The sequence below is a fragment of the Sphingomonas arenae genome, from assembly GCF_016924655.1.
Lineage (GTDB): Bacteria > Pseudomonadota > Alphaproteobacteria > Sphingomonadales > Sphingomonadaceae > Sphingomicrobium > Sphingomicrobium arenae.
The window spans coordinates 28,377-45,635 of the sequence record NZ_JAFFJU010000001.1 but is presented as its reverse complement, the minus strand read 5'-3'; the positions used below and the strand labels follow the sequence as shown (position 1 = coordinate 45,635).

The 17,259-nt window shown below is 65.2% G+C and carries 20 protein-coding genes; 2 read left to right on the top strand and 18 right to left on the bottom strand.

All coding sequences use genetic code 11. The features are described 5' to 3' along the window. The first annotated feature begins 50 nt into the window (after window positions 1–50). Complete coding sequence (locus JT720_RS00235) at window positions 51–1,220, top strand: PQQ-dependent sugar dehydrogenase (protein ID WP_205478393.1); 1,170 nt, start codon at window positions 51–53, stop codon at window positions 1,218–1,220. Here the strand turns inward: JT720_RS00235 and trmB are convergent. Continuing rightward, on the bottom strand, window positions 1,205–1,903 hold the full coding sequence (trmB, locus tag JT720_RS00230) for a tRNA (guanine(46)-N(7))-methyltransferase TrmB (protein WP_205478391.1): 699 nt from the start codon (window positions 1,901–1,903) through the stop codon (window positions 1,205–1,207). The genes JT720_RS00235 and trmB overlap by 16 nt on opposite strands. 100 nt (window positions 1,904–2,003) lie before the next feature. Between trmB and JT720_RS00225 the strand changes: the two genes are divergently transcribed. After that, window positions 2,004–2,537 carry a DUF2231 domain-containing protein gene (locus tag JT720_RS00225; RefSeq protein ID WP_205478389.1) on the top strand — a complete coding sequence of 178 codons (534 nt, stop codon included), beginning with the start codon at window positions 2,004–2,006 and terminating at the stop codon, window positions 2,535–2,537. Between the two features lie 170 nt (window positions 2,538–2,707). Here JT720_RS00225 and metK read toward each other — a convergent pair whose 3' ends face one another. The 17 genes from metK to JT720_RS00140 form a co-directional block, all read right to left on the bottom strand. Continuing rightward, complete coding sequence (metK, locus tag JT720_RS00220; RefSeq protein WP_336511910.1) at window positions 2,708–3,937, bottom strand: methionine adenosyltransferase; 1,230 nt, start codon at window positions 3,935–3,937, stop codon at window positions 2,708–2,710. Window positions 3,938–3,991: 54 nt separating this feature from the next. After that, window positions 3,992–5,542: an apolipoprotein N-acyltransferase gene (lnt, locus tag JT720_RS00215; RefSeq protein ID WP_419555385.1), complete on the bottom strand. Its 1,551-nt coding sequence runs from the start codon at window positions 5,540–5,542 to the stop codon at window positions 3,992–3,994. A 174-nt stretch (window positions 5,543–5,716) separates the two neighbouring features. Further along, the gene (locus JT720_RS00210) at window positions 5,717–6,592 is read right to left on the bottom strand and encodes a hemolysin family protein (protein WP_205478385.1); all 876 of its coding nucleotides are present in this window, start codon (window positions 6,590–6,592) and stop codon (window positions 5,717–5,719) included. Beyond that, window positions 6,592–7,095: an rRNA maturation RNase YbeY gene (ybeY, locus tag JT720_RS00205; RefSeq protein ID WP_205480080.1), complete on the bottom strand. Its 504-nt coding sequence runs from the start codon at window positions 7,093–7,095 to the stop codon at window positions 6,592–6,594. Before ybeY ends, JT720_RS00210 begins: the two co-directional genes overlap by 1 nt. Then, the gene (locus JT720_RS00200) at window positions 7,095–8,087 is read right to left on the bottom strand and encodes a PhoH family protein (RefSeq protein ID WP_205478383.1); all 993 of its coding nucleotides are present in this window, start codon (window positions 8,085–8,087) and stop codon (window positions 7,095–7,097) included. The genes ybeY and JT720_RS00200 overlap by 1 nt, the downstream gene beginning before the upstream one ends. Then, window positions 8,087–9,403 (bottom strand): tRNA (N6-isopentenyl adenosine(37)-C2)-methylthiotransferase MiaB, encoded by a 1,317-nt coding sequence (miaB, locus tag JT720_RS00195; protein WP_205478382.1) that lies wholly within the window; start codon window positions 9,401–9,403, stop codon window positions 8,087–8,089. Before miaB ends, JT720_RS00200 begins: the two co-directional genes overlap by 1 nt. Before the next feature lie 10 nt (window positions 9,404–9,413). After that, entirely contained in the window at window positions 9,414–10,076 is a 663-nt protein-coding gene (locus JT720_RS00190; RefSeq protein WP_205478381.1) for a 1-acyl-sn-glycerol-3-phosphate acyltransferase, read from the bottom strand. Between the two features lie 79 nt (window positions 10,077–10,155). Next, a complete protein-coding gene (locus JT720_RS00185; protein ID WP_205478380.1) occupies window positions 10,156–10,578 on the bottom strand; it encodes a Fur family transcriptional regulator in 423 nt (140 codons plus the stop codon). A gap of 135 nt (window positions 10,579–10,713) precedes the next feature. Further along, entirely contained in the window at window positions 10,714–11,145 is a 432-nt protein-coding gene (locus JT720_RS00180) for a Ros/MucR family transcriptional regulator (RefSeq protein ID WP_205478379.1), read from the bottom strand. Window positions 11,146–11,240: 95 nt separating this feature from the next. Beyond that, window positions 11,241–11,738 carry a ribosomal protein S18-alanine N-acetyltransferase gene (rimI, locus tag JT720_RS00175; protein ID WP_205478378.1) on the bottom strand — a complete coding sequence of 166 codons (498 nt, stop codon included), beginning with the start codon at window positions 11,736–11,738 and terminating at the stop codon, window positions 11,241–11,243. Continuing rightward, complete coding sequence (gene tsaB / locus JT720_RS00170; RefSeq protein WP_205478375.1) at window positions 11,735–12,346, bottom strand: tRNA (adenosine(37)-N6)-threonylcarbamoyltransferase complex dimerization subunit type 1 TsaB; 612 nt, start codon at window positions 12,344–12,346, stop codon at window positions 11,735–11,737. The genes rimI and tsaB overlap by 4 nt, the downstream gene beginning before the upstream one ends. An 81-nt stretch (window positions 12,347–12,427) precedes the next feature. Next, the gene (locus tag JT720_RS00165; protein WP_205478368.1) at window positions 12,428–13,000 is read right to left on the bottom strand and encodes a NifU family protein; all 573 of its coding nucleotides are present in this window, start codon (window positions 12,998–13,000) and stop codon (window positions 12,428–12,430) included. A 31-nt stretch (window positions 13,001–13,031) separates the two neighbouring features. Continuing rightward, window positions 13,032–13,733: a cytochrome b/b6 domain-containing protein gene (locus JT720_RS00160; protein ID WP_205478366.1), complete on the bottom strand. Its 702-nt coding sequence runs from the start codon at window positions 13,731–13,733 to the stop codon at window positions 13,032–13,034. Then, window positions 13,708–14,250, bottom strand: coding sequence for a c-type cytochrome (locus tag JT720_RS00155; RefSeq protein WP_205478364.1), 543 nt, complete (start codon window positions 14,248–14,250; stop codon window positions 13,708–13,710). Before JT720_RS00155 ends, JT720_RS00160 begins: the two co-directional genes overlap by 26 nt. Before the next feature lie 55 nt (window positions 14,251–14,305). After that, on the bottom strand, window positions 14,306–15,235 hold the full coding sequence (gene mmsB / locus JT720_RS00150) for a 3-hydroxyisobutyrate dehydrogenase (RefSeq protein ID WP_205478362.1): 930 nt from the start codon (window positions 15,233–15,235) through the stop codon (window positions 14,306–14,308). A 66-nt stretch (window positions 15,236–15,301) separates the two neighbouring features. Continuing rightward, window positions 15,302–16,078 carry an enoyl-CoA hydratase gene (locus JT720_RS00145; protein ID WP_205478360.1) on the bottom strand — a complete coding sequence of 259 codons (777 nt, stop codon included), beginning with the start codon at window positions 16,076–16,078 and terminating at the stop codon, window positions 15,302–15,304. A gap of 115 nt (window positions 16,079–16,193) precedes the next feature. Beyond that, the gene (locus JT720_RS00140; protein ID WP_205478358.1) at window positions 16,194–17,252 is read right to left on the bottom strand and encodes an enoyl-CoA hydratase/isomerase family protein; all 1,059 of its coding nucleotides are present in this window, start codon (window positions 17,250–17,252) and stop codon (window positions 16,194–16,196) included. Window positions 17,253–17,259 lie beyond the last annotated feature (7 nt).

The following is a 17,259-nucleotide window of genomic DNA, read 5'->3' as shown; positions in this document are numbered from 1 at the left end:
TCAAACGGGCGGCGCCCCCACGCTCTATTGCAGAAGGTGAATAGCGAACCATGCGAATTCAAGGACTAACCGGACTCGCCACACTCCTGCTTGCAAACAGCGCGTGCAGCGCGGCTCCGGGGAACGCTCCCGCGGCCGTTGCGAACCAGCCCTTCAGGAGCGAGGTTGTAGCAGACTTCGAGGCGCCCTGGGCAATGACCTTTCTGCCGGGTAGCGGTCGCCCGCTGACCAGCCAGGCGCTGGTGACGGAGAAGGCTGGCAAGCTCTGGCTGGTGGACGTCGCAAGCGGTCAGCGACAGGAAGTGATGGGAGTTCCGACCAACATCCGCGTCGAGGGGCAGGGCGGTCTCGGGGACGTAGTCGTAGCGCCTGACTTCGCCGGGAGCCAGAGGGTCTACCTGAGCTATGTCGAGCCGGAAGGCGAACTCAGCGGAGCGGTAGTCGGCACTGGGAGGCTGATCCTCGGGCAAGAGGCGCCGCGGCTCGAAGACTTCCGGGTCATCTGGCGGCAGCAGCCGAAGGTGACTGGCGGAGGTCACTTTTCCCACCGGATCGCCTTTGGACCGGACGGGAAGCTCTACATCAGCTCGGGCGAGCGGCAGAAGTTTGACCCTGCGCAGGATCCGAATGCGAACCTCGGCCGCATCGTGCGGCTGAACGCAGATGGCACGGTTCCTGGCGACAATCCGTGGTCGTCTCGCGGCGGTGTGGGTGCGCAGGCCTGGACGATGGGCAACCGCAATGTGCTCGGCCTTGCTTTCGGCCCCGATGGACGGCTCTGGGGCGCGGAAATGGGGCCGGCGGGGGGCGACGAGCTCAACCATCTCGAGCGGGGATCCAACTACGGGTACCCGATCGTCTCGGACGGCGATCATTACGACGGGCGCGTGATCCCGGACCACTCAACCCGGCCGGAGTTCAACGGACCGGAGATCGTCTGGACGCCGGTGATCTCTCCTTCCAGCATGATCTTTTATTCCGGTGACGATTTCCCGGCCTGGCGTGGCAACGCGCTGATTGGGGGGCTGTCGGCCCAAGGGATCGTGCGGGTCGCAATCGACGGCAACACGGCGCGCGAAGTGGAACGCCTTCCCATGAGCGCACGCATCCGTGAGGTGGAGCAGGGGCCCGACGGCGAGCTCTACGTGCTCGAAGACGAGCGCGACGGAAGCCAGGGCCGGCTGCTCCGGCTTACGCCGGGCGCTCAGACGCGGCGATAGCGGAGGTAGTAGGGCCGTCGTCCTTCACGGCGGCTCTTGGCCCCATAGCGGGTTTCGATCCACCCGCCGACGGGTTCCAGAAAGTCCCTGGGCTTCTCGGCAAGCCACTCGAACTGGTGCTGGTGGCGTTGCATGACCATCAGCGTCCACTCCAGGTAGACAGGGTGGTCGGTGGCGATCCGCATTTCGCCGCCGGGCCGGACTTTGCTTGCGAACAGGTCGAGCGGTCGGTCATTGGCCATCCGGCGCTTGGCATGCCGGGCCTTGGGCCACGGGTCGGGATGGAGCAGGTAGAGCATTAACAAGCTTGCGTCCGGCACCCGGCGCAGCACCTCCAGCGCATCGCCCATGTGCAGGCGGACGTTTCGCAGCGCCCGTTCCCGGACATGCCCCAACGCGGTCGCGACGCCGTTCAGGAACGGCTCTGCTCCCACGAAGCCATGGTCCGGCAGCAAGTCGGCGCGATACGCAAGGTGCTCGCCTGAACCGAAGCCGATCTCGAAGTGCAACGGTCGAGCGTCGCCGAACAGGGATCGAGACGTGATCTCGCCCTCATCCGGAACCGCGATCTGGGGAAGGAGCGTGTCGAGCAGCTCTTGCTGCCCCTTGCGCAGCTTGTGCCCACTGGATCGGCCGTAAAGACGGTTGAGCGTGAGAGGGTCGCCGGACTTGAACGCGGTCATGACGGGGCGCCCTAGGCTTTGGGTCAGTGTTCAGCAACCCGCGGCACACTTTGACGATCCTCGCGTTTCCTTGCCTGAGAAGACAGGGAGAAGCGTGTCCATGTACGGCAGGAATCCTCGCAGCACCGCACAGATTGGCGGTCATCCGCTGCACCCCATGCTGATCCCATTCCCCATCGTCAGTTTCGTCGGAGCGTTCGTCGCTGACCTCATGTTCCTGTGGACCGGTGAGGGCGGCTGGGCGACGGCCGCCAACTGGCTGTTGGGGATCGGGCTCGGGACGGCGGTGCTGGCGGCGATCACCGGACTGACCGACTATATGGGAGACGATCGGATCCGGCGCCTTGGAGCGGCGCTACAGCACATGATCGCGAACGTGGCAGTGGTGGTGATCGAGATCATCAACCTGGTGCTGAGGCTCAGCGGGGACGAGGGTTTCATCGGGAGCCTCGGCGTGTGGCTGTCGGGCGCTGCGACCTTGATCCTGCTGTACTCGGGCTGGCTCGGCGGGGAGCTGGTCTATCGCCACCGCGTCGGCGTTCAGGAGACGCGGGACGACTTCAGCGGCTACGATGATGGTCACCCAGAAGCCGGCGGACACATTGCTCGCGGCCCCGCGCGGGAAGAGCGCTAGTCAGCGACGGCAGGGCTTGCTTTTGTAAGCAAAGCGGTGACGGGCGTAGCTCTCCCCGTTCCAGCGAACGACGGGGAAGCAGAAGCCCGGACCCCCAAGGCTGATGTCAGGCCAGCCGCCGAGGAGAGCATTGGCACCTCCGATCAGAGATCGAAGGTGCCTTAGCATAATCAGGCGGCCAAAGCGTCCTTCAGCTCTGAGACGAGGTCCGTCTTCTCCCAGGGGAAGAGGTCACCCTCCGCCTTGCGGCCGAAGTGACCATAAGCCGCAGTCGGGCCGTAGATCGGCTTGTTAAGCCCAAGATGCGTCCGGATGCCGCGCGGGGTCAGCCCACCCAGCTTCCCGATCTTGCCGATCGCTGCTTCCAGCTGGTCATCTGCAACCGTGCCCGTGCCATGGGTGTCGACATAGAGCGAGAGCGGCTGGGGAACGCCGATGGCATAGCTCAGCTGAATGGTGCAGCGCTTGGCAAGACCGGCCGCGACGATGTTCTTGGCGAGGTAGCGCGCGGCGTAGGCAGCCGAGCGATCGACCTTGGTCGGGTCCTTGCCACTGAAGGCACCGCCGCCGTGCGGGGCTGCCCCGCCGTAAGTGTCGACGATGATCTTCCGCCCGGTCAGGCCCGCGTCACCGTCGGGCCCGCCAATCTCGAACGCGCCGGTCGGGTTGATGTGGTAGACCGTGGCATCGGAAAGCAGGTTGGCCGGAAGCACGTCCGCCACCACGGATTTCACGTAGGACTTGAGTTCAGCTTCCTTGTCGCCCTGGTCGTAGCCCTTGGCATGCTGGGTCGAAACCACGATGGCCGTCGCAGCGACCGGAACGCCATTTTCGTAGCGCAGCGTGACTTGGCTCTTGGCGTCAGGCTCCAGAAACGGAGCCTTGCCGGAATGTCGGTCGGCCGAAAGCCGCTCCAGGATCTTGTGGCTGTAGTAGAGGGTCGCGGGAAGGTAGTCGGGCGTTTCGTCCGTCGCGTAGCCGAACATGATGCCTTGATCCCCGGCGCCTTCATCCTTGTTGCCGCTTGCGTCCACGCCCTGCGCGATGTGGGCGGACTGGCCGTGCAGATGGTTCTCAAAGCTGGCGGTTTGCCAGTGGAAGCCCTCCTGCTCATAGCCGATGCGCTGAACGACGTGGCGGACAGCCTGCTCGATCTCGTCGCGCGTGCCCGGTGCCCAGCCGTGCGTGTCGGGAAACTGTGCTTCGTCGTAGGTTCCCTTGCACCGGATTTCACCACCGATAACGATGCGCTGGGTCGTCACGAGGGTCTCGCAGGCGACACGTGCTTCCGGGTCCTTGGACAGGAAGAGATCGACGATCGCATCGCTGATCTGGTCCGCGACCTTGTCCGGGTGGCCTTCGGAAACTGACTCGGAGGTGAAGAGGTAAGAGCTGCGCACGCTAAGTTCCTGATTTTGTGTCCAACAATCGGACATAAGGATATAAGGAAATCTTTATATCTCGGCCCTGTAGCGCCGCCGAGCGTCCAGAACAATGGCCGTGATGAGGAGGCCGAACGCCAGCAGCATCGGCAGCCAGTTGCCGAGGCGCGCGAACGGAGTTGCCTCGGCCGAGGGCGGCAGGCGCGCGTCGATCACCCCGGCGGTGCCCAGCGGAAGGGACGCCAGCAGCTTGCCGCGGGCGTCGATGAGAGCGCTGATCCCCGTCGGCGTCGAACGGACGACCGGCAGCCCTTCCTCGGCCGCGCGGAGGCGCGCCTGGGCCAGATGTTGCGGTGGGCCCCAGGCGCCAAACCACGCGTCGTTCGACGGGTTGAAGATGAATCGGGGCCGCTCGCGCGGGTCGACAACCTGGCCAGAGAAGATGATCTCGTAGCAGACCTGCAAGCCAACCTTGCCCCAGCCGGGCAGATCGAAGCTCCGCGGGCCGGGGCCGGGGTTGAAGTCGACGTCGCCGGGCACCAAGCGCGACAGGCCGATGGCCGACAGGAGCGGGCGCATCGGCAGGTACTCGCCGTACGGAACGAGGTGGGACTTGTCGTATCGGCCACGCACGGTCCCCGCACCGTCCAGGGCGAACACGCTGTTCGCCGCACCGGTGACCCGGCGGCCGTCCGGCGAATGGACCGCGATGCCCCCTGTCAGCAGATATTCGCCCGGACCGATGACGCTGGCGGCCCGGGTGCGCTCGAATCGCGCGAACGCCTGGTGCTCGCCAGTGCGGGCGTCTTCCAATGGTTCGGTAATTGCCGCCTCGGGCCAGAAAATCAGGCGTGGGCGCTCGCCGCCTGCGCGGGAGGATAGTCCGGCAAGGCGCCGCGCCGCTTCCTCGCTCGCTCCGGGCCGATACTTGTCCTGCTGTCCAATGTTCGGTTGAATGATGCGGATTGCGGCACCCTCAGCCCGCCCGTTCGGCGGCCCGAAGTTCGTGAGGTACCCCGACTCCTCGGCCGGCGGAAGGATGAGCAGCAGCAGGGCAGGGATCAGCAGGGCGGCACCGCGCCTCCAGCGCCGGTGGGCGAGCAGGAAGAGGCCGCCACCGAGAAGCACCACAAGAGCCGACAAGGCGTAGGTTCCAGCGAAGCGGGCGCTATTCAGCCAAGCCGTTTCGACCAGAACCACGCCCACCGGGTTCCAGGCAAATCCCGTGAAAACCAAGGCCCGCAGATATTCGGTTACGGCCCAGCCGCCCGCCAGCGAAAGCACGAGAGCCATGCGACTGCGCTGGCCGAAACGCCAGGCCAACCCCGTCGCCATGGCCGGATATATGGCAAGGTACAGGCTCAGCAGCACCACGGCGATCCAGCCCAGCCAGGCGGGCATGGCAGCCTGGTAGGTGAAGGCTGTCGCAATCCAGTTAAGACCAAGCACGAATTGGCCGACGCCGAAACTCCAGCCGACGAACAGGGCAGCCTTCAGGGAGCGGGTGCGGCCGATCAGTTCCGCGAGCGCAGCGAAGGCGAGCGGCATCAGCGGCCACATGCCTACGGGCTGGAAGGCGAACGCCGAGATCAGGCCGAGCAGAAGCGCGAGAGCGGCATTCAGGCGGCCGCGAGACCCGCGCGAATGTTCCCAATGTTCACGCTCGTGCGCGTGCGTCCCCTCTGGCGCAGGCCCGTTGGCAGCGCGCGTCAAGGGCTCAGGATGGCTAAGGTCGCTGCGCTGCACCGTGTTCCTATGCGCCTAAGGGGGCCGTGTAGGACAGTCGTTTCATCCCGCTCACTCGACAGGCTCCGAGCCGTCCGGCGCATGAAGGCGCAGCCGCGTCATGCGCCGGGCGTCGGCGTCCACGCATTCCAGACGCCAACCACTGGGATGGGCAATCGATTCTCCAGGCTGTAGGATGCGTCCAGCCAGCACGAAAGCTAGCCCGCCAAGCGTGTCCACATCGTCGTCTTCGGCGATCAGGCTGCCGTCGACGGTCTTGGCGACGTCCTCCAGCTCCACCCGGGCATCGGCCTCCCAGATGCCATCCTCCAGAGGCACGAGCATCTGCTCCTCTTCTTCATCATGCTCGTCCTCGATCTCGCCGACGATCTCCTCGACGACATCCTCGATCGTGACCAGGCCTTCGGTGCCGCCGAACTCATCGACGACGATAGCCAGGTGAACGCGGGCCGCGCGCATGCGGGCGAGCAGGTCGAGAACGCCCATGGACTCCGGCACGAACAAGGGGGTCCGCAGCAGGTCGTCGATGGTCCGGCTCCGGCTCTCGTCCGTCAGGGCCATGAAGACGTCCTTGATGTGGACCATGCCGATCACCTCGTCGAGGCTCTCGCCGGTCACTGGGAGCCGGCTGTGGCCTGCATCGGCAAAGGCGTGGACCAGGCCATCGAAGGTGATCGTGTGCGCGACAGAGATGATCTCGCCCCGGGGAACGCAGATGTCGCCGGCGGTCTGGTCACCGAAGTGCAGCAGGTTGCGGAGCATCTGCCGCTCGTGGGTGGTGAGGTCGCCCTGCGCAACGGCGCTACCCTCCGCTTCGTCGATGGCTTCCTCGATCTGGTCGCGAAGCGTCTGCTCGCCGTCGTCTCCGAATAGCAGGTGCCGCATGCCCCGCCACAATCGGGAGCCGTTTTCGGGTTGGGTCGCCATCAGGCGGCATCCTCGTAAGGATTGGCGATGCCGATCCGGGCGAGCGCACGGGTTTCGCGCGCTTCCATGTCGGTCGCTGCATCGTCGTCGTGGTGGTCGTAGCCGAGCAGGTGGAGGGTGCCGTGAACCATCAGGTGCGCGGCATGATGCTCGAGCGGGAGGGCTTTCTCCTCGGCCTCGCGGGCGCAAACGCCGCGCGCGAGGACGATGTCGCCGAGCATCAGCTCGGGGCCTTCCGCATCCGCCTCCTCCAACTCCTCGCTTTCGGCGAGCGGGAAGGAGAGAACATTCGTCGGCTTGTCCTTGCCCCGCCATTGAGAGTTAAGCGCCCGCACCTCCGCATCGCTGGTAAGGCGAACGGACAATTCGACCATGCGCGCCGTGTCGATCAGTTCGGGGAAGCAGCTTTCGGCGATTGCGGCCTGGGCGGCGGCTTCGGCAAGCGCCTCCCAGTTGGTGCTACTATCCCAATCCTCGTCGGCCTCGAGGGCAATCTCCAGCATCATGAGCCGGGACCCTCGTAAGCCTCGACGATCTTGCCAACCAGGGGATGGCGAACAACGTCGGCTGCGCCGAATCGGACCGTCGCGATACGGGGAATGCCCTCAAGCTTGCCGACGGCATCGGCGAGACCGCTCTCGACACCGCGCGGGAGATCGGTCTGGTTGGGATCACCGCAGATGACCATGCGCGCGCGCATGCCGAAGCGGGTGAGGAACATCTTCATCTGCTGCGGCGTGGTGTTCTGCGCCTCGTCCAGGATAATGAAGGCGTCGTTCAAGGTGCGTCCACGCATGAACGCGATGGGCGCGATCTCGATCTCACCGCTGGCGATGCGCCGCTCGACCTGTTCGGTGGGGAGCATGTCGTAGAGCGCATCATAGAGAGGGCGAAGGTAAGGGTCGACCTTCTCCTTCATGTCGCCGGGGAGGAAGCCGAGCCGCTCGCCAGCCTCGACCGCCGGCCGCGAGAGGATCAGGCGATCGACCTGGCCGCCGATCAGCATGGCGACAGCTTGAGCGACCGCGAGATAGGTCTTGCCGGTGCCGGCCGGGCCGAGCGCGAAGATCATGTCCTCGGACGCCAGCGCTTCCATGTAGGTCGTCTGCACCGTGGAGCGCGGAACGATGGTCTTCTTGCGCGTGCGGATCATGACCCTCGGCGGGGCGGAGACCTCGTCCGTGATGATGTCGTCGAAGCGGCGCTGCGCGGCCATGCCGATGACGCTCTCGACGGCGGCCATGTCCACGTCGTGGCCCTGGTCCAAGCGATTGTAGAGGCCGACCAGCACGTCGCGGGCGCGGGCTGCACTGTCCGGCTCGCCCTCGATCTGGACGCGATTTCCGCGCGCGGCGATGTTGACACCGAGCCGGTCCTCGATCGCCACTAGGTGACGGTCATATTCGCCGAACAGCGGTCCAAGCAGGTATGGCTGCTCGAACTCGATCTCCAGGCGGGCGCGGTCGGGTAGGGCGGCGAGGTCGCGCTTCGGCATCAGGCGGCCTCCGCCCGGACGAGCAGGTCGCCAAACAGGCTGTTCGGCCCGGAGCCCGTGATCGCCACATCCAGCAGGCTGCCGATTGGGGCGTCCGTTTCGACCACCACCGACTGCAGCCATGGTGACTTGCCGATCATCTGGCCGGACTTGCGGCCGACCCGATCGATGAGGATGCGAATGGTCTTGCCAACGGTTGCGCAATTGAAGGCACTGCTGTGCTCGGCAATGCGGGCCTGGAGCCGCTGCAGGCGCTCATCCATGACAGGTGCGGGAATTTGGTTCTCCATCGTTGCCGCGGGCGTTCCCGGCCGCGGCGAATATTTGAAGCTGAAGGCCGACGCGTAACGCACATGGTCGACGATTTGCAGCGTGGCCTCGAAGTCCGCGTCGGTTTCGCCGGGAAAGCCCACGATGAAATCGCCGGAGATGGCAATATCCGGGCGAACGGCGCGGACGCGTTCGATTGTGCGAAGATAACTCTCCACCGTATGGTGGCGGTTCATGGACTTGAGGATGGCGTCGGACCCGGATTGCACGGGCAGGTGCAGGTAGGGCATGAGTTCCTCGACCTCCGCATGTGCGGTGATCAGGTCCTCGTCCATGTTGATGGGGTGGCTGGTCGTGTAGCGGATGCGCTCCACCCCATCGATGCGGGCAAGGCTGCGGATGAGGGTGGCGAGGCCACCGAAGCTGGCATCGGTCCAGCCGTTGACGTTCTGGCCGAGCAGCGTGATCTCTCGCGCGCCGCCCTCCACAAGCTGCTGCGCCTCGGCCAGGATGTCCCTGGCAGGCCGGCTGATCTCAGCGCCGCGGGTGTAGGGGACCACGCAATAGGTACAGAATTTGTCGCAGCCTTCCTGGACGGACAGGAAGGCCGAAACGCCGGTACGGCGGCGCCGCGGCAGGGCATCGAACTTGCTGATCGCCGGCATGTCCGTGTCCACGGCGGGTCGCCCTGCCGCGGCCTGCCGGATCATCTGCGGGAGCCGATGGTAGGCCTGCGGGCCCACGACCATGTCGATCATCTTCGAACGGGAGCGGGCTTCCTCGCCCTCGGCCTGAGCGACGCACCCGGCGAGCGCGACCAGCGGCTTGCTCCCGTCATCCCGGCGGAGGCGACCGACGTCGGAGTAGGCCTTCTCGACGGCTTTCTCACGGATATGACAGGTATTGAGCACTACGAGGTCGGCGTCGTCCTTGTCGCCCACGGCGCGCATGCCCTGCGCGGCAAGCAGCTCGGCCATGCGCTCGCCGTCATAGACATTCATCTGGCAGCCGAACGACTTGATTCGGAAAGTCTGGGGGGAGGTCATTGGCACGGCCCTATACGGCAGCCGGGGCGACGCCGCTAGGCGCGAGCGCGTCCGCAATGGCATCATGGGTCAAGCGGGCAAGTTGCTTGCGATCCGTGAGTTGCGGGACGGTCGGCAACAGGTGGAGCGTGACGGTTGCGGTGCCGCGTCGACCGAGCAGCCGGAGGAAGTTGGCCTTGCCACTCTCGCCGGGCGGCCACCCGAACTCGCGCGCCGCCGGGCCGTAATCGATTGCAACAGGCCGGATCGCAACGTGGGGGGGAGGCGGGGCGAAGGCCGAGAGCAGGGGCGGGCGGAAGGTCAGTAACTGCCTGCCGTCGCTGACGGTGCCCTCGGGAAAGAGGGCCAATGGCATCGGGCCCTCGAGAGCGCGCAACATGGCGGCAGTCTGCTCCGCGATCCCGCGCTTGTGGTCCCGGTTCACGAAGACCGTGCGGTTCTGCTCGCAGAGCCAGTGCATTACGGGATGGCCGCGCAAATCGTCCTTGGCGACGAAGGCACAGCCGCTGGCGGCGGCAAGGATCGGGATGTCCAGCCAGCTGACATGGTTGGCAACGATCAAGGTGTGCGGGGCGATCGGCTCTCCCGATTGGCGCACCCGGATACCGGAAAGCCAGGCAACTCCTGCGAGGAACCGGCGTGGCCAGTGAGACGAGCCGCCAAGGCGGCTCACGAGGTGAAGAGGAACGCACAAGGCAAGCCACAGCACGATGGCCTGCAGCCGGAAGAAAGCGAGCAGGGGAGAATGTGGCCTAGCGGCTGCGGTCGAGAGCGACGCCGTAAAGCTCCATGCGATGGTCGACCAGGCGGAAGCCGAGGCGCTCGGCGACCTTCTTCTTCAGGTTCTCGAGCTCTTCGTCATGGAATTCGATGACCTGTCCGGTTTCGACGTCGATAAGATGATCATGATGATCGTCCGTCACCGCTTCGTAGCGGGATCGGCCGTCCCCGAACTCGTGCCGCTCGAGGATGCCGGCTTCCTCGAACAGGCGAACCGTCCGATAAACCGTTGCAATGGAGATCTTGGGGTCCACGGCCGAGGCCCGCTCATGCAGTGTCTCGACATCGGGATGATCTTCGGCTTCCGAGATGATGCGCGCAATGGTCTTGCGCTGCTCGGTGATCCGCAGCCCTTTCTCGGCGCAGAGGGCTTCGATGTCGATGGTGCGATGCATGGGCACGAAGGTAGGGCGCTGTTCAGCCGAGGTCAAAGAGGAAGATGCGGCGCGGAGGCGCTTCCGGGCTCGGAGCTGTCAGCCATCTTCCCGATCGGGAGAGCCGACGTGCCGAGCCCGGGATTTGCAATGCTTCTACGAGCGGGCCCGGCCGCCCGTGCGCTTCCGCTTTGTTCCGAGGCCAATCGACTTGGCCAGCGTGCGGCGCTGCTCCGCATAGTTCGGAGCAACCATCGGGTAATCGGCCGATAGACCCCATTTCTGCCGGTATTGATCCGGCGTCATGTTGTAGTGGGTCATGAGATGCCGCTTCAGCATCTTCAGCTTTTTCCCGTCTTCCAGGCAGACGATATAATCCGGCTTCACCGACGAGCGGATCGGAACCTTGGGCTCCGGCTTGGCTTCGGGTGCAGCAGGTTGAGCACCAAGACCAGACAGTGCGGAATGCACATTCTGGATCAGTTGGGGAAGGTCGTTGACCGCTACGCTATTGTTGCTGACGTGAGCGGCAACGATGTCGGCCGTCAGCGTAATCAGGGTTTCCTGAGAATTTTCGTTGTCATTCATTGAAGTTGTCCCGAGCAAAAGTAGCGGGGTTGGTGACACAACTCCCCCACCACTTCGCTCTAGAACTGCAACAGTGCCGGTGCAAGCTCCAGCGGTCAGCCGGCCGTATTCGACACAATGGAGCGTGCCATGGTCAACGCATCATGAAATTGGCCGTCGGCCCCCCGATAATATTTCGGGCGGCGTCCTTCGACGATGAAAAGATGACGGGAATAAAGGGACACTGCGGGATTGCTTTCACGGACCTCAAGATGGAGACGGTGCAGTCCCGCTTCCCGGCCTTGACGGATGAACTGCGTCAACAAGGCGCTGCCCACGCCGCGTCCGCGCCCATCCGGATGGACGGCAAGCAGCAGCAGCTCTGCTTCAGCTGCAACCTGGCGGGTCAACGCGAAGCCGACGGCCTTTCCCTCGTGTTTCGCGAGCGTGAGTTCAACCCCGCTCATCGGAAGGATCCCAGCGCATTGGGCTCGCGTCCAGGCTTCGCCAAAGGACGGCTCGAAAGCGGCCGCCATGACCTGCATGACGTCGTCGAGGTCCTCGCCGCTGGCTCTCGTCAGCCCGATCGATATGGAGGACTCTACCGTCCTCATGCGGCGGCTCTGGGTCGCGCATCGGGGGCGCGAGCATAGGCCGGCTGAGGGCGGAGCGACCGGAGGTGATCCGGCACGGCCATTGCCACGGATGCACTGGGCAGGAGATCGATGGCCTCGCCATAGCCGCGTGCTTCGACCAGCGCCCTGGCACCCGACCCGACCACGAGGTGTGTCTGGATGGCTGTTGCAGCGCGCTGCGGAGGCAAGTTCATCAAGGGCCCTGAGACGCCTGACGGATCACGATTGAACTCCTGTACGAACAGCTCTCCATGACCTCCGTTGACCGCGGTTGCGACCGGACCGGTGCCCGGCGCAGCGGCAGCGAGCAGGGCCAGTGACGACATGCCGTGCAACTCGGCGCTCCACCCGATCGCCAGCCCCTGGGCAGCGGCAATCCCGACCCGAAGGCCCGTGAAGCTGCCGGGACCACAACCGACAAGGATGACCTCGGCCGTGCGCCCCTGGAGCAGGTCCTCGATCATCGGGACAAGGCGTTCCGCGTGCCCGCGCCCAATCACCTCGTCGCGTGAGTCGACGAGCGCGCCCCCTGCGTCGAACAGGGCGGCCGTGCAGGCGGCGGTGGACGTGTCCAGCGCGAGGATCATCGGCTCTCCCAGCGGACGAAGTCGATAGTGGTGCACAGGTTGAAGGCCGGGGCAAGGCCCGCGTTCACTTGTGGCGGCGGCCTAGATGGCCTCGACCGATTCCACCTCGGGCACGTAGTGACGGATCAGGCCTTCGATGCCGCGCTTCAGGGTAATCGTGGAGGAGGGGCAACCCGAGCAGGCCCCCTGCATCTGCAGGTAAAGCGTGCGGTCCTTGTAGCCACGATAGATGATGTCGCCGCCATCTTGGGCGACGGCCGGCCTTACGCGGGTTTCGATCAGTTCCTTGATCTGGTCGATGATGTCAGCATCCTCGGGATCCTCCGCGAACGCCGGTGCGTCGGCGATGTGAATGCCCTCGGCGGTGCCGGCGCGGAACAGCGGTGCTCCGCTGGAGAAATGGTCGAGCAGGATTTGAAGAACGTCGACCTCCAGGCCACGCCAGTCGACGTTCGGCTGAGCGGTCACGCTGATGAAGTCACGCCCGAAGAAAACTCCTTCGACCTCGCCCGTGGCGAACAGCGCTTCGGCGAGCGGGGAGGCGGTGGCGGTCTCCGCCGACGGGAAGTCGCGGCTGCCCGCTTCCATGACGGTGGTGCCCGGCAGGAACTTGCGGGTGGACGGGTTTGGGGTCGGTTCGACTTCGATCAGCATGCGCGGCATGTGGCGCCGCCGCAGCGAAGACTCAAGGGCTGAGCGGCGGCAGGCCTGCGACGATCCATAAGGTGAGGGCTCCCGCAATCGCCACGCTGATGACCAGCCGGCCTGCATCGGCTGGTACCATGCCCTCCGTTCCTGCGGGCAGCGCGGCCGTGCCCCGGATCATGGCACCAACCAGGCGCTTTCCGCGGAGCCGATAGAAGATGATGGCAGCGACATGCAGCGCGACGAGGGCGAGCAGCACGTTGAACAGCGCCTCGTGCAGGTCGTGGGCGGCCTCCGCCGTATCGAAGCTGACAAACCGATTAAGCGGCGCAGAGATGATGCCGTCCTCATCGGACAGGAGGAGCCCGAGGCCGACCTGGACCAGCACCAGAGACAGGAGCGCGATGACGCTCAGCGCACCCAGCGGCGTATGGCCAACAGCCCGCCAGCTGCCGGGCTCGCGCAAGTAGTGCAGCAACGTGCCCGGACCGCGGACGAAGGAAGAGAAGCGCGCGGTGGAACTGCCGAGGAACCCCCATGTAATGCGGAACAGCAGGAGAAACAGCACGGCGTAGCCGGACCACAGGTGCCAGGCGATGGCGTCATTCTCTGCCGACCACCAGCTGAAAACGATCAGGACGACCAGGCTCCAGTGCACCAACCGTACCGGCCAGTCCCAGACGGGCACCGCCAGCGCAGTATCCGCAACCTGTACCTCAGTCTTCGAGGCGGAATCGGTCATGGCAGCTCTTGCAAGTCTTGCCGAGATTCGCGTGAGCGGCCTTGATGGCGTTCACGTCGCTGCCTGCTGCAACCTGGTTGAACTGCGCCGCCGCGCGGCGGAACTCGGCCATGCCAGCGGCAAATTCCCGCGGCTGCTGCCAGATCTCGGCGCGAGCCTCGGTCTTGCCTACATCCGGACCCGTGCCGGCCGGGAACCAGCTTTCGGCCTTTGGAGCGAGCTCATCGATGGTGGCGGCAGCCTCTCGAACAGCCTGGAGGTTGTTCGTGTCCAGCCCCTGCTTGGCCTGGCGCATCGCCTTGCCGATCCGCTCGTAATTGTCGTGTCGCTCCTTCATCAACGCGAGGGCCTGCTCCTTCTGGAGCGGTGTCGCGTTCGACTGCTTGATCGCATTCTCGACTGCGGCGGTCGCCTCGTTTCCACTGCTGTTCGCGTCCGCCAACGCCTGGTTGGAGTCCCCTTCCTGACTGCAGGCAGCAAGGGCGGTCATGGCGGCAACGAGCAACAGCTTCTTCATGGTGGCTCCTGATTGAGGACGGTGTGAACCATCCGGACTCGCCTAGGTTGCCAAGTCAGGCCGGCGGCGTCCAGCTATCGTCGATCATCTTGATGAGCGCGGAAAAGTCCTTGGCAGCGCCGCCACGCTCGACGAAGCGCTGGTAGAGCTCCTCCGCCTCGCCCCCCATGGGCGTGTAGGCGCCGACCGATTGGGCGGCCTCCATTGCCAGCTTCAAGTCCTTCAACATTAGTGCGGCCGCGAAGCCGCCGTCGTAGTTGCGGTCTGCCGGTGTCTCCGGACCGACCCCTGGCAAGGGGCAGTAGGAGGTCATGGACCAGCTCTGGCCCGATGCCTTGGAAGAAATGTCGAAGAAGACCTGCGGGTCGAGCCCTAGCTTCTGGGCGAGGACAAACGCCTCGCATGTGCCTGCCATGGTGACGCCGAGCAGCATGTTGTTGACGATCTTGGCCGCCTGGCCCGCGCCGCTGTCCCCGGCATGGATGACCGCCTTGCCCATCTGCTCGAGATAGGAGCGAGCACGTTCGAAGCCGTCCGTGTTTCCGCCGACCATGAAGGTGAGGGTGCCCGCTTCCGCCGCCGCAATGCCGCCGGAGACGGGCGCGTCGACCATGGTGTAGCCCTGCTGCTGGGCCTCCGCCTCGATCTTGCGAGCGGTGTCGACGTCGATGGTCGAGCAGTCGATCAGGATCGCACTGGCTGGGGCCTTGCCGAAGACGGAGGAGCGGAAGACCTCAGCGACATGCTTGCCCGCCGGGAGCATGGCGATGACGGCGTCGGCGTCCTGCACCGCAGCAGCGGCGTCCTCAGCGCGAGAGCAGCCACGTTCCTCGGCCTTGGTGAGGGCGGTTTCTGAAAGATCGAAGGCGCGGACCTCATTCCCAGCCTTCGCCAGGTTCGCGGCCATCCCGCCGCCCATGTTTCCGAGTCCGATGAACGCTACGCGTGGCATAGTACCTCCGTGATGCTGGACCTGGTCCGGCATCTTCCTTTTCTGCCGAAGTGAAAGAAGGAAGGCTGACCCCGGGTCAAGCCCGGGGTGCCGGATGTTCTATCTGCCCTTCCACTGCCCAGGCCGCTTGTCGACGAATGCAGCCATGCCTTCCTTCTGGTCCTCGGTTCCGAACAGCCCGTGGAACAGGCGGCGTTCGAAGCGGATGCCTTGGGCCAGGCTCTGTTCGAAGGCGCCATTCACCATTTCCTTGACAGCGATGGCGGCGAGCGGGGGCATTGCAGCGATATCGGCCGCGGTCTTGAGCGCTTCGTTGAGCAGGCTCGCGGCGGGCACGATGCGGGCCACCAGACCGGTCTTTTCGGCCTCCTCGGCACCCATCATCCGGCCGGTCAGGCACATCTCCATCGCCTTCGCCTTGCCGATCGCAAGGGTCAGCCGCTGTGAGCCGCCCATGCCGGGAGTGACGCCAAGCTTGATCTCGGGCTGTCCGAACCTGGCCGTGTCCGCCGCGATGATGAAGTCGGCCATCATCGCCACCTCGCACCCGCCGCCGAGCGCGAAGCCGCTCACGGCCGCGATCCAGGGTTTGCGGGTGGCGGTGACTTTCTCCCAGCCGGCGAAGAAGTCGCTGGCGTACATGTCGGCGAAGTTCTGGCTCGACATCTCCTTGATGTCGGCGCCCGCGGCAAAGGCCTTCTCGGAGCCGGTCAGGACCAGGCAGCGCTGAGAGACGTCCGCGTCATAGGCGGCAAAGGCAGCGATGAGCTCGCGTAGAACTTCGCTGTTGAGGGCGTTCAGCGCCTGCGGGCGGTCGAGCGTCACGAGCGTGACGGCCTCGCGCTGTTCGACGAGGATGGTGTTGAAGGTGGTCATTGTGTCTCCAGCAGGGAGGTCAGCTCTAGCGCACGGTTCGACAGGCTCAACGTGAGCGCAGATGGCGCGCTCACGCCCGTCCTGAGTTGCTTTGAAGGAGCTTGTCGAAGAATGCTCAACGGGAAACGTCCGGAAACGCCGTCCACTCCTCGCCGGGCGGTAGGGGCGCGAAAAGCTGGTCGAGCGTCTCATCGAGCACCGCTTCCGGCACGGCCGGCATCCAGCGGGGCGCGTTGTCCTTGTCGATCAGCAGCGCGCGAACACCCTCGATGAAGTCGTGGGTCTGCACGACGTGGCTGGCGAGCGCATATTCGGCGCGCATCTCGTCCTCGAAGGACGCGCGCGCCGCCCCTTCGGCGAGCAGGCGCAGCGAGACCTTGCAGGACAAGGGGCTCTTGGATTTGAGCGTGGCAAGCTCCGTCTGCGCCCAGTCCGTTTCTTCAGCTTCGAGAGCCGCGACCACGTCCTCGAGTTGGTCGGACGCGAACAGCTTGGCGATGGCAGGAAGGTTCTTCTCGATCCGGGCTTCTGGCGTGGTGCCTCCGAAGGCGCCGACCGCACCCGCGGCGCGGCCCGGCGTCTTGGCGAGCCGGTCCAGCAAGTCGGGCAGGCTCGCCTGTTCGACATAGTGGGTCGCAAGGCCGAGATACTTGCACTCGGCCCCGTCCAGGCGCGCACCGGTCAGCGCCATGAATTGGCCCACGCGGCCGGGCAGGCGCGAGAGGTACCAGCCCCCACCGACGTCGGGGAATAGGCCGATGCCTGTCTCCGGCATGGCCAGTCGAGTGTTTTCCGTCGCGACCCGGACCTGGCAGGGCAGGGAGATACCGACCCCGCCGCCCATCGTGATGCCGTCCATGATGGCGACGGTCGGCTTGTCGTAAGTGAATAGTAGGTGATTGAGGCGGTATTCCGCATGGAAGAAGGCACGCGCGTCGGCACCATCGGCCGCTCCGCTGCGGGCGAGCATCACCACATCACCGCCGGCGCAGAAGCCGCGGCCCTCGGCATGATCGATGACCACGGCCTGGATGGCCTCGTCCGTGCGCCAGGCGAGCAGCGCTTCGCTCATTGCCTCGCACATCTCGCGGGTGAGCGCATGGATCGCCTTGGGCCGATTCAGCCGGATCCGGCCGAGCCCGCCGTCGCGGGTGATGAGGACGTCGGAGGTCATCAAGCCA

What these genes read in the sequence shown, in the direction of transcription:
- JT720_RS00165 (WP_205478368.1), bottom strand. Translation starts at nt 13,000, where the DNA reads ATGCTGATCGAAGTCGAACCGACCCCAAACCCGTCCACCCGCAAGTTC.
- tsaB (WP_205478375.1), bottom strand. Translation starts at nt 12,346, where the DNA reads ATGATCCTCGCGCTGGACACGTCCACCGCCGCCTGCACGGCCGCCCTG.
- miaB (WP_205478382.1), bottom strand. Translation starts at nt 9,403, where the DNA reads ATGACCTCCCCCCAGACTTTCCGAATCAAGTCGTTCGGCTGCCAGATG.
- JT720_RS00160 (WP_205478366.1), bottom strand. Translation starts at nt 13,733, where the DNA reads ATGACCGATTCCGCCTCGAAGACTGAGGTACAGGTTGCGGATACTGCG.
- JT720_RS00140 (WP_205478358.1), bottom strand. Translation starts at nt 17,252, where the DNA reads ATGACCTCCGACGTCCTCATCACCCGCGACGGCGGGCTCGGCCGGATC.
- JT720_RS00200 (WP_205478383.1), bottom strand. Translation starts at nt 8,087, where the DNA reads ATGCCGAAGCGCGACCTCGCCGCCCTACCCGACCGCGCCCGCCTGGAG.
- JT720_RS00145 (WP_205478360.1), bottom strand. Translation starts at nt 16,078, where the DNA reads ATGACCACCTTCAACACCATCCTCGTCGAACAGCGCGAGGCCGTCACG.
- mmsB (WP_205478362.1), bottom strand. Translation starts at nt 15,235, where the DNA reads ATGCCGGACCAGGTCCAGCATCACGGAGGTACTATGCCACGCGTAGCG.
- rimI (WP_205478378.1), bottom strand. Translation starts at nt 11,738, where the DNA reads ATGAGGACGGTAGAGTCCTCCATATCGATCGGGCTGACGAGAGCCAGC.
- trmB (WP_205478391.1), bottom strand. Translation starts at nt 1,903, where the DNA reads ATGACCGCGTTCAAGTCCGGCGACCCTCTCACGCTCAACCGTCTTTAC.
- JT720_RS00155 (WP_205478364.1), bottom strand. Translation starts at nt 14,250, where the DNA reads ATGAAGAAGCTGTTGCTCGTTGCCGCCATGACCGCCCTTGCTGCCTGC.
- ybeY (WP_205480080.1), bottom strand. Translation starts at nt 7,095, where the DNA reads ATGCTGGAGATTGCCCTCGAGGCCGACGAGGATTGGGATAGTAGCACC.
- JT720_RS00185 (WP_205478380.1), bottom strand. Translation starts at nt 10,578, where the DNA reads ATGCATCGCACCATCGACATCGAAGCCCTCTGCGCCGAGAAAGGGCTG.
- JT720_RS00210 (WP_205478385.1), bottom strand. Translation starts at nt 6,592, where the DNA reads ATGGCGACCCAACCCGAAAACGGCTCCCGATTGTGGCGGGGCATGCGG.
- JT720_RS00235 (WP_205478393.1), top strand. Translation starts at nt 51, where the DNA reads ATGCGAATTCAAGGACTAACCGGACTCGCCACACTCCTGCTTGCAAAC.
- JT720_RS00225 (WP_205478389.1), top strand. Translation starts at nt 2,004, where the DNA reads ATGTACGGCAGGAATCCTCGCAGCACCGCACAGATTGGCGGTCATCCG.
- JT720_RS00180 (WP_205478379.1), bottom strand. Translation starts at nt 11,145, where the DNA reads ATGAATGACAACGAAAATTCTCAGGAAACCCTGATTACGCTGACGGCC.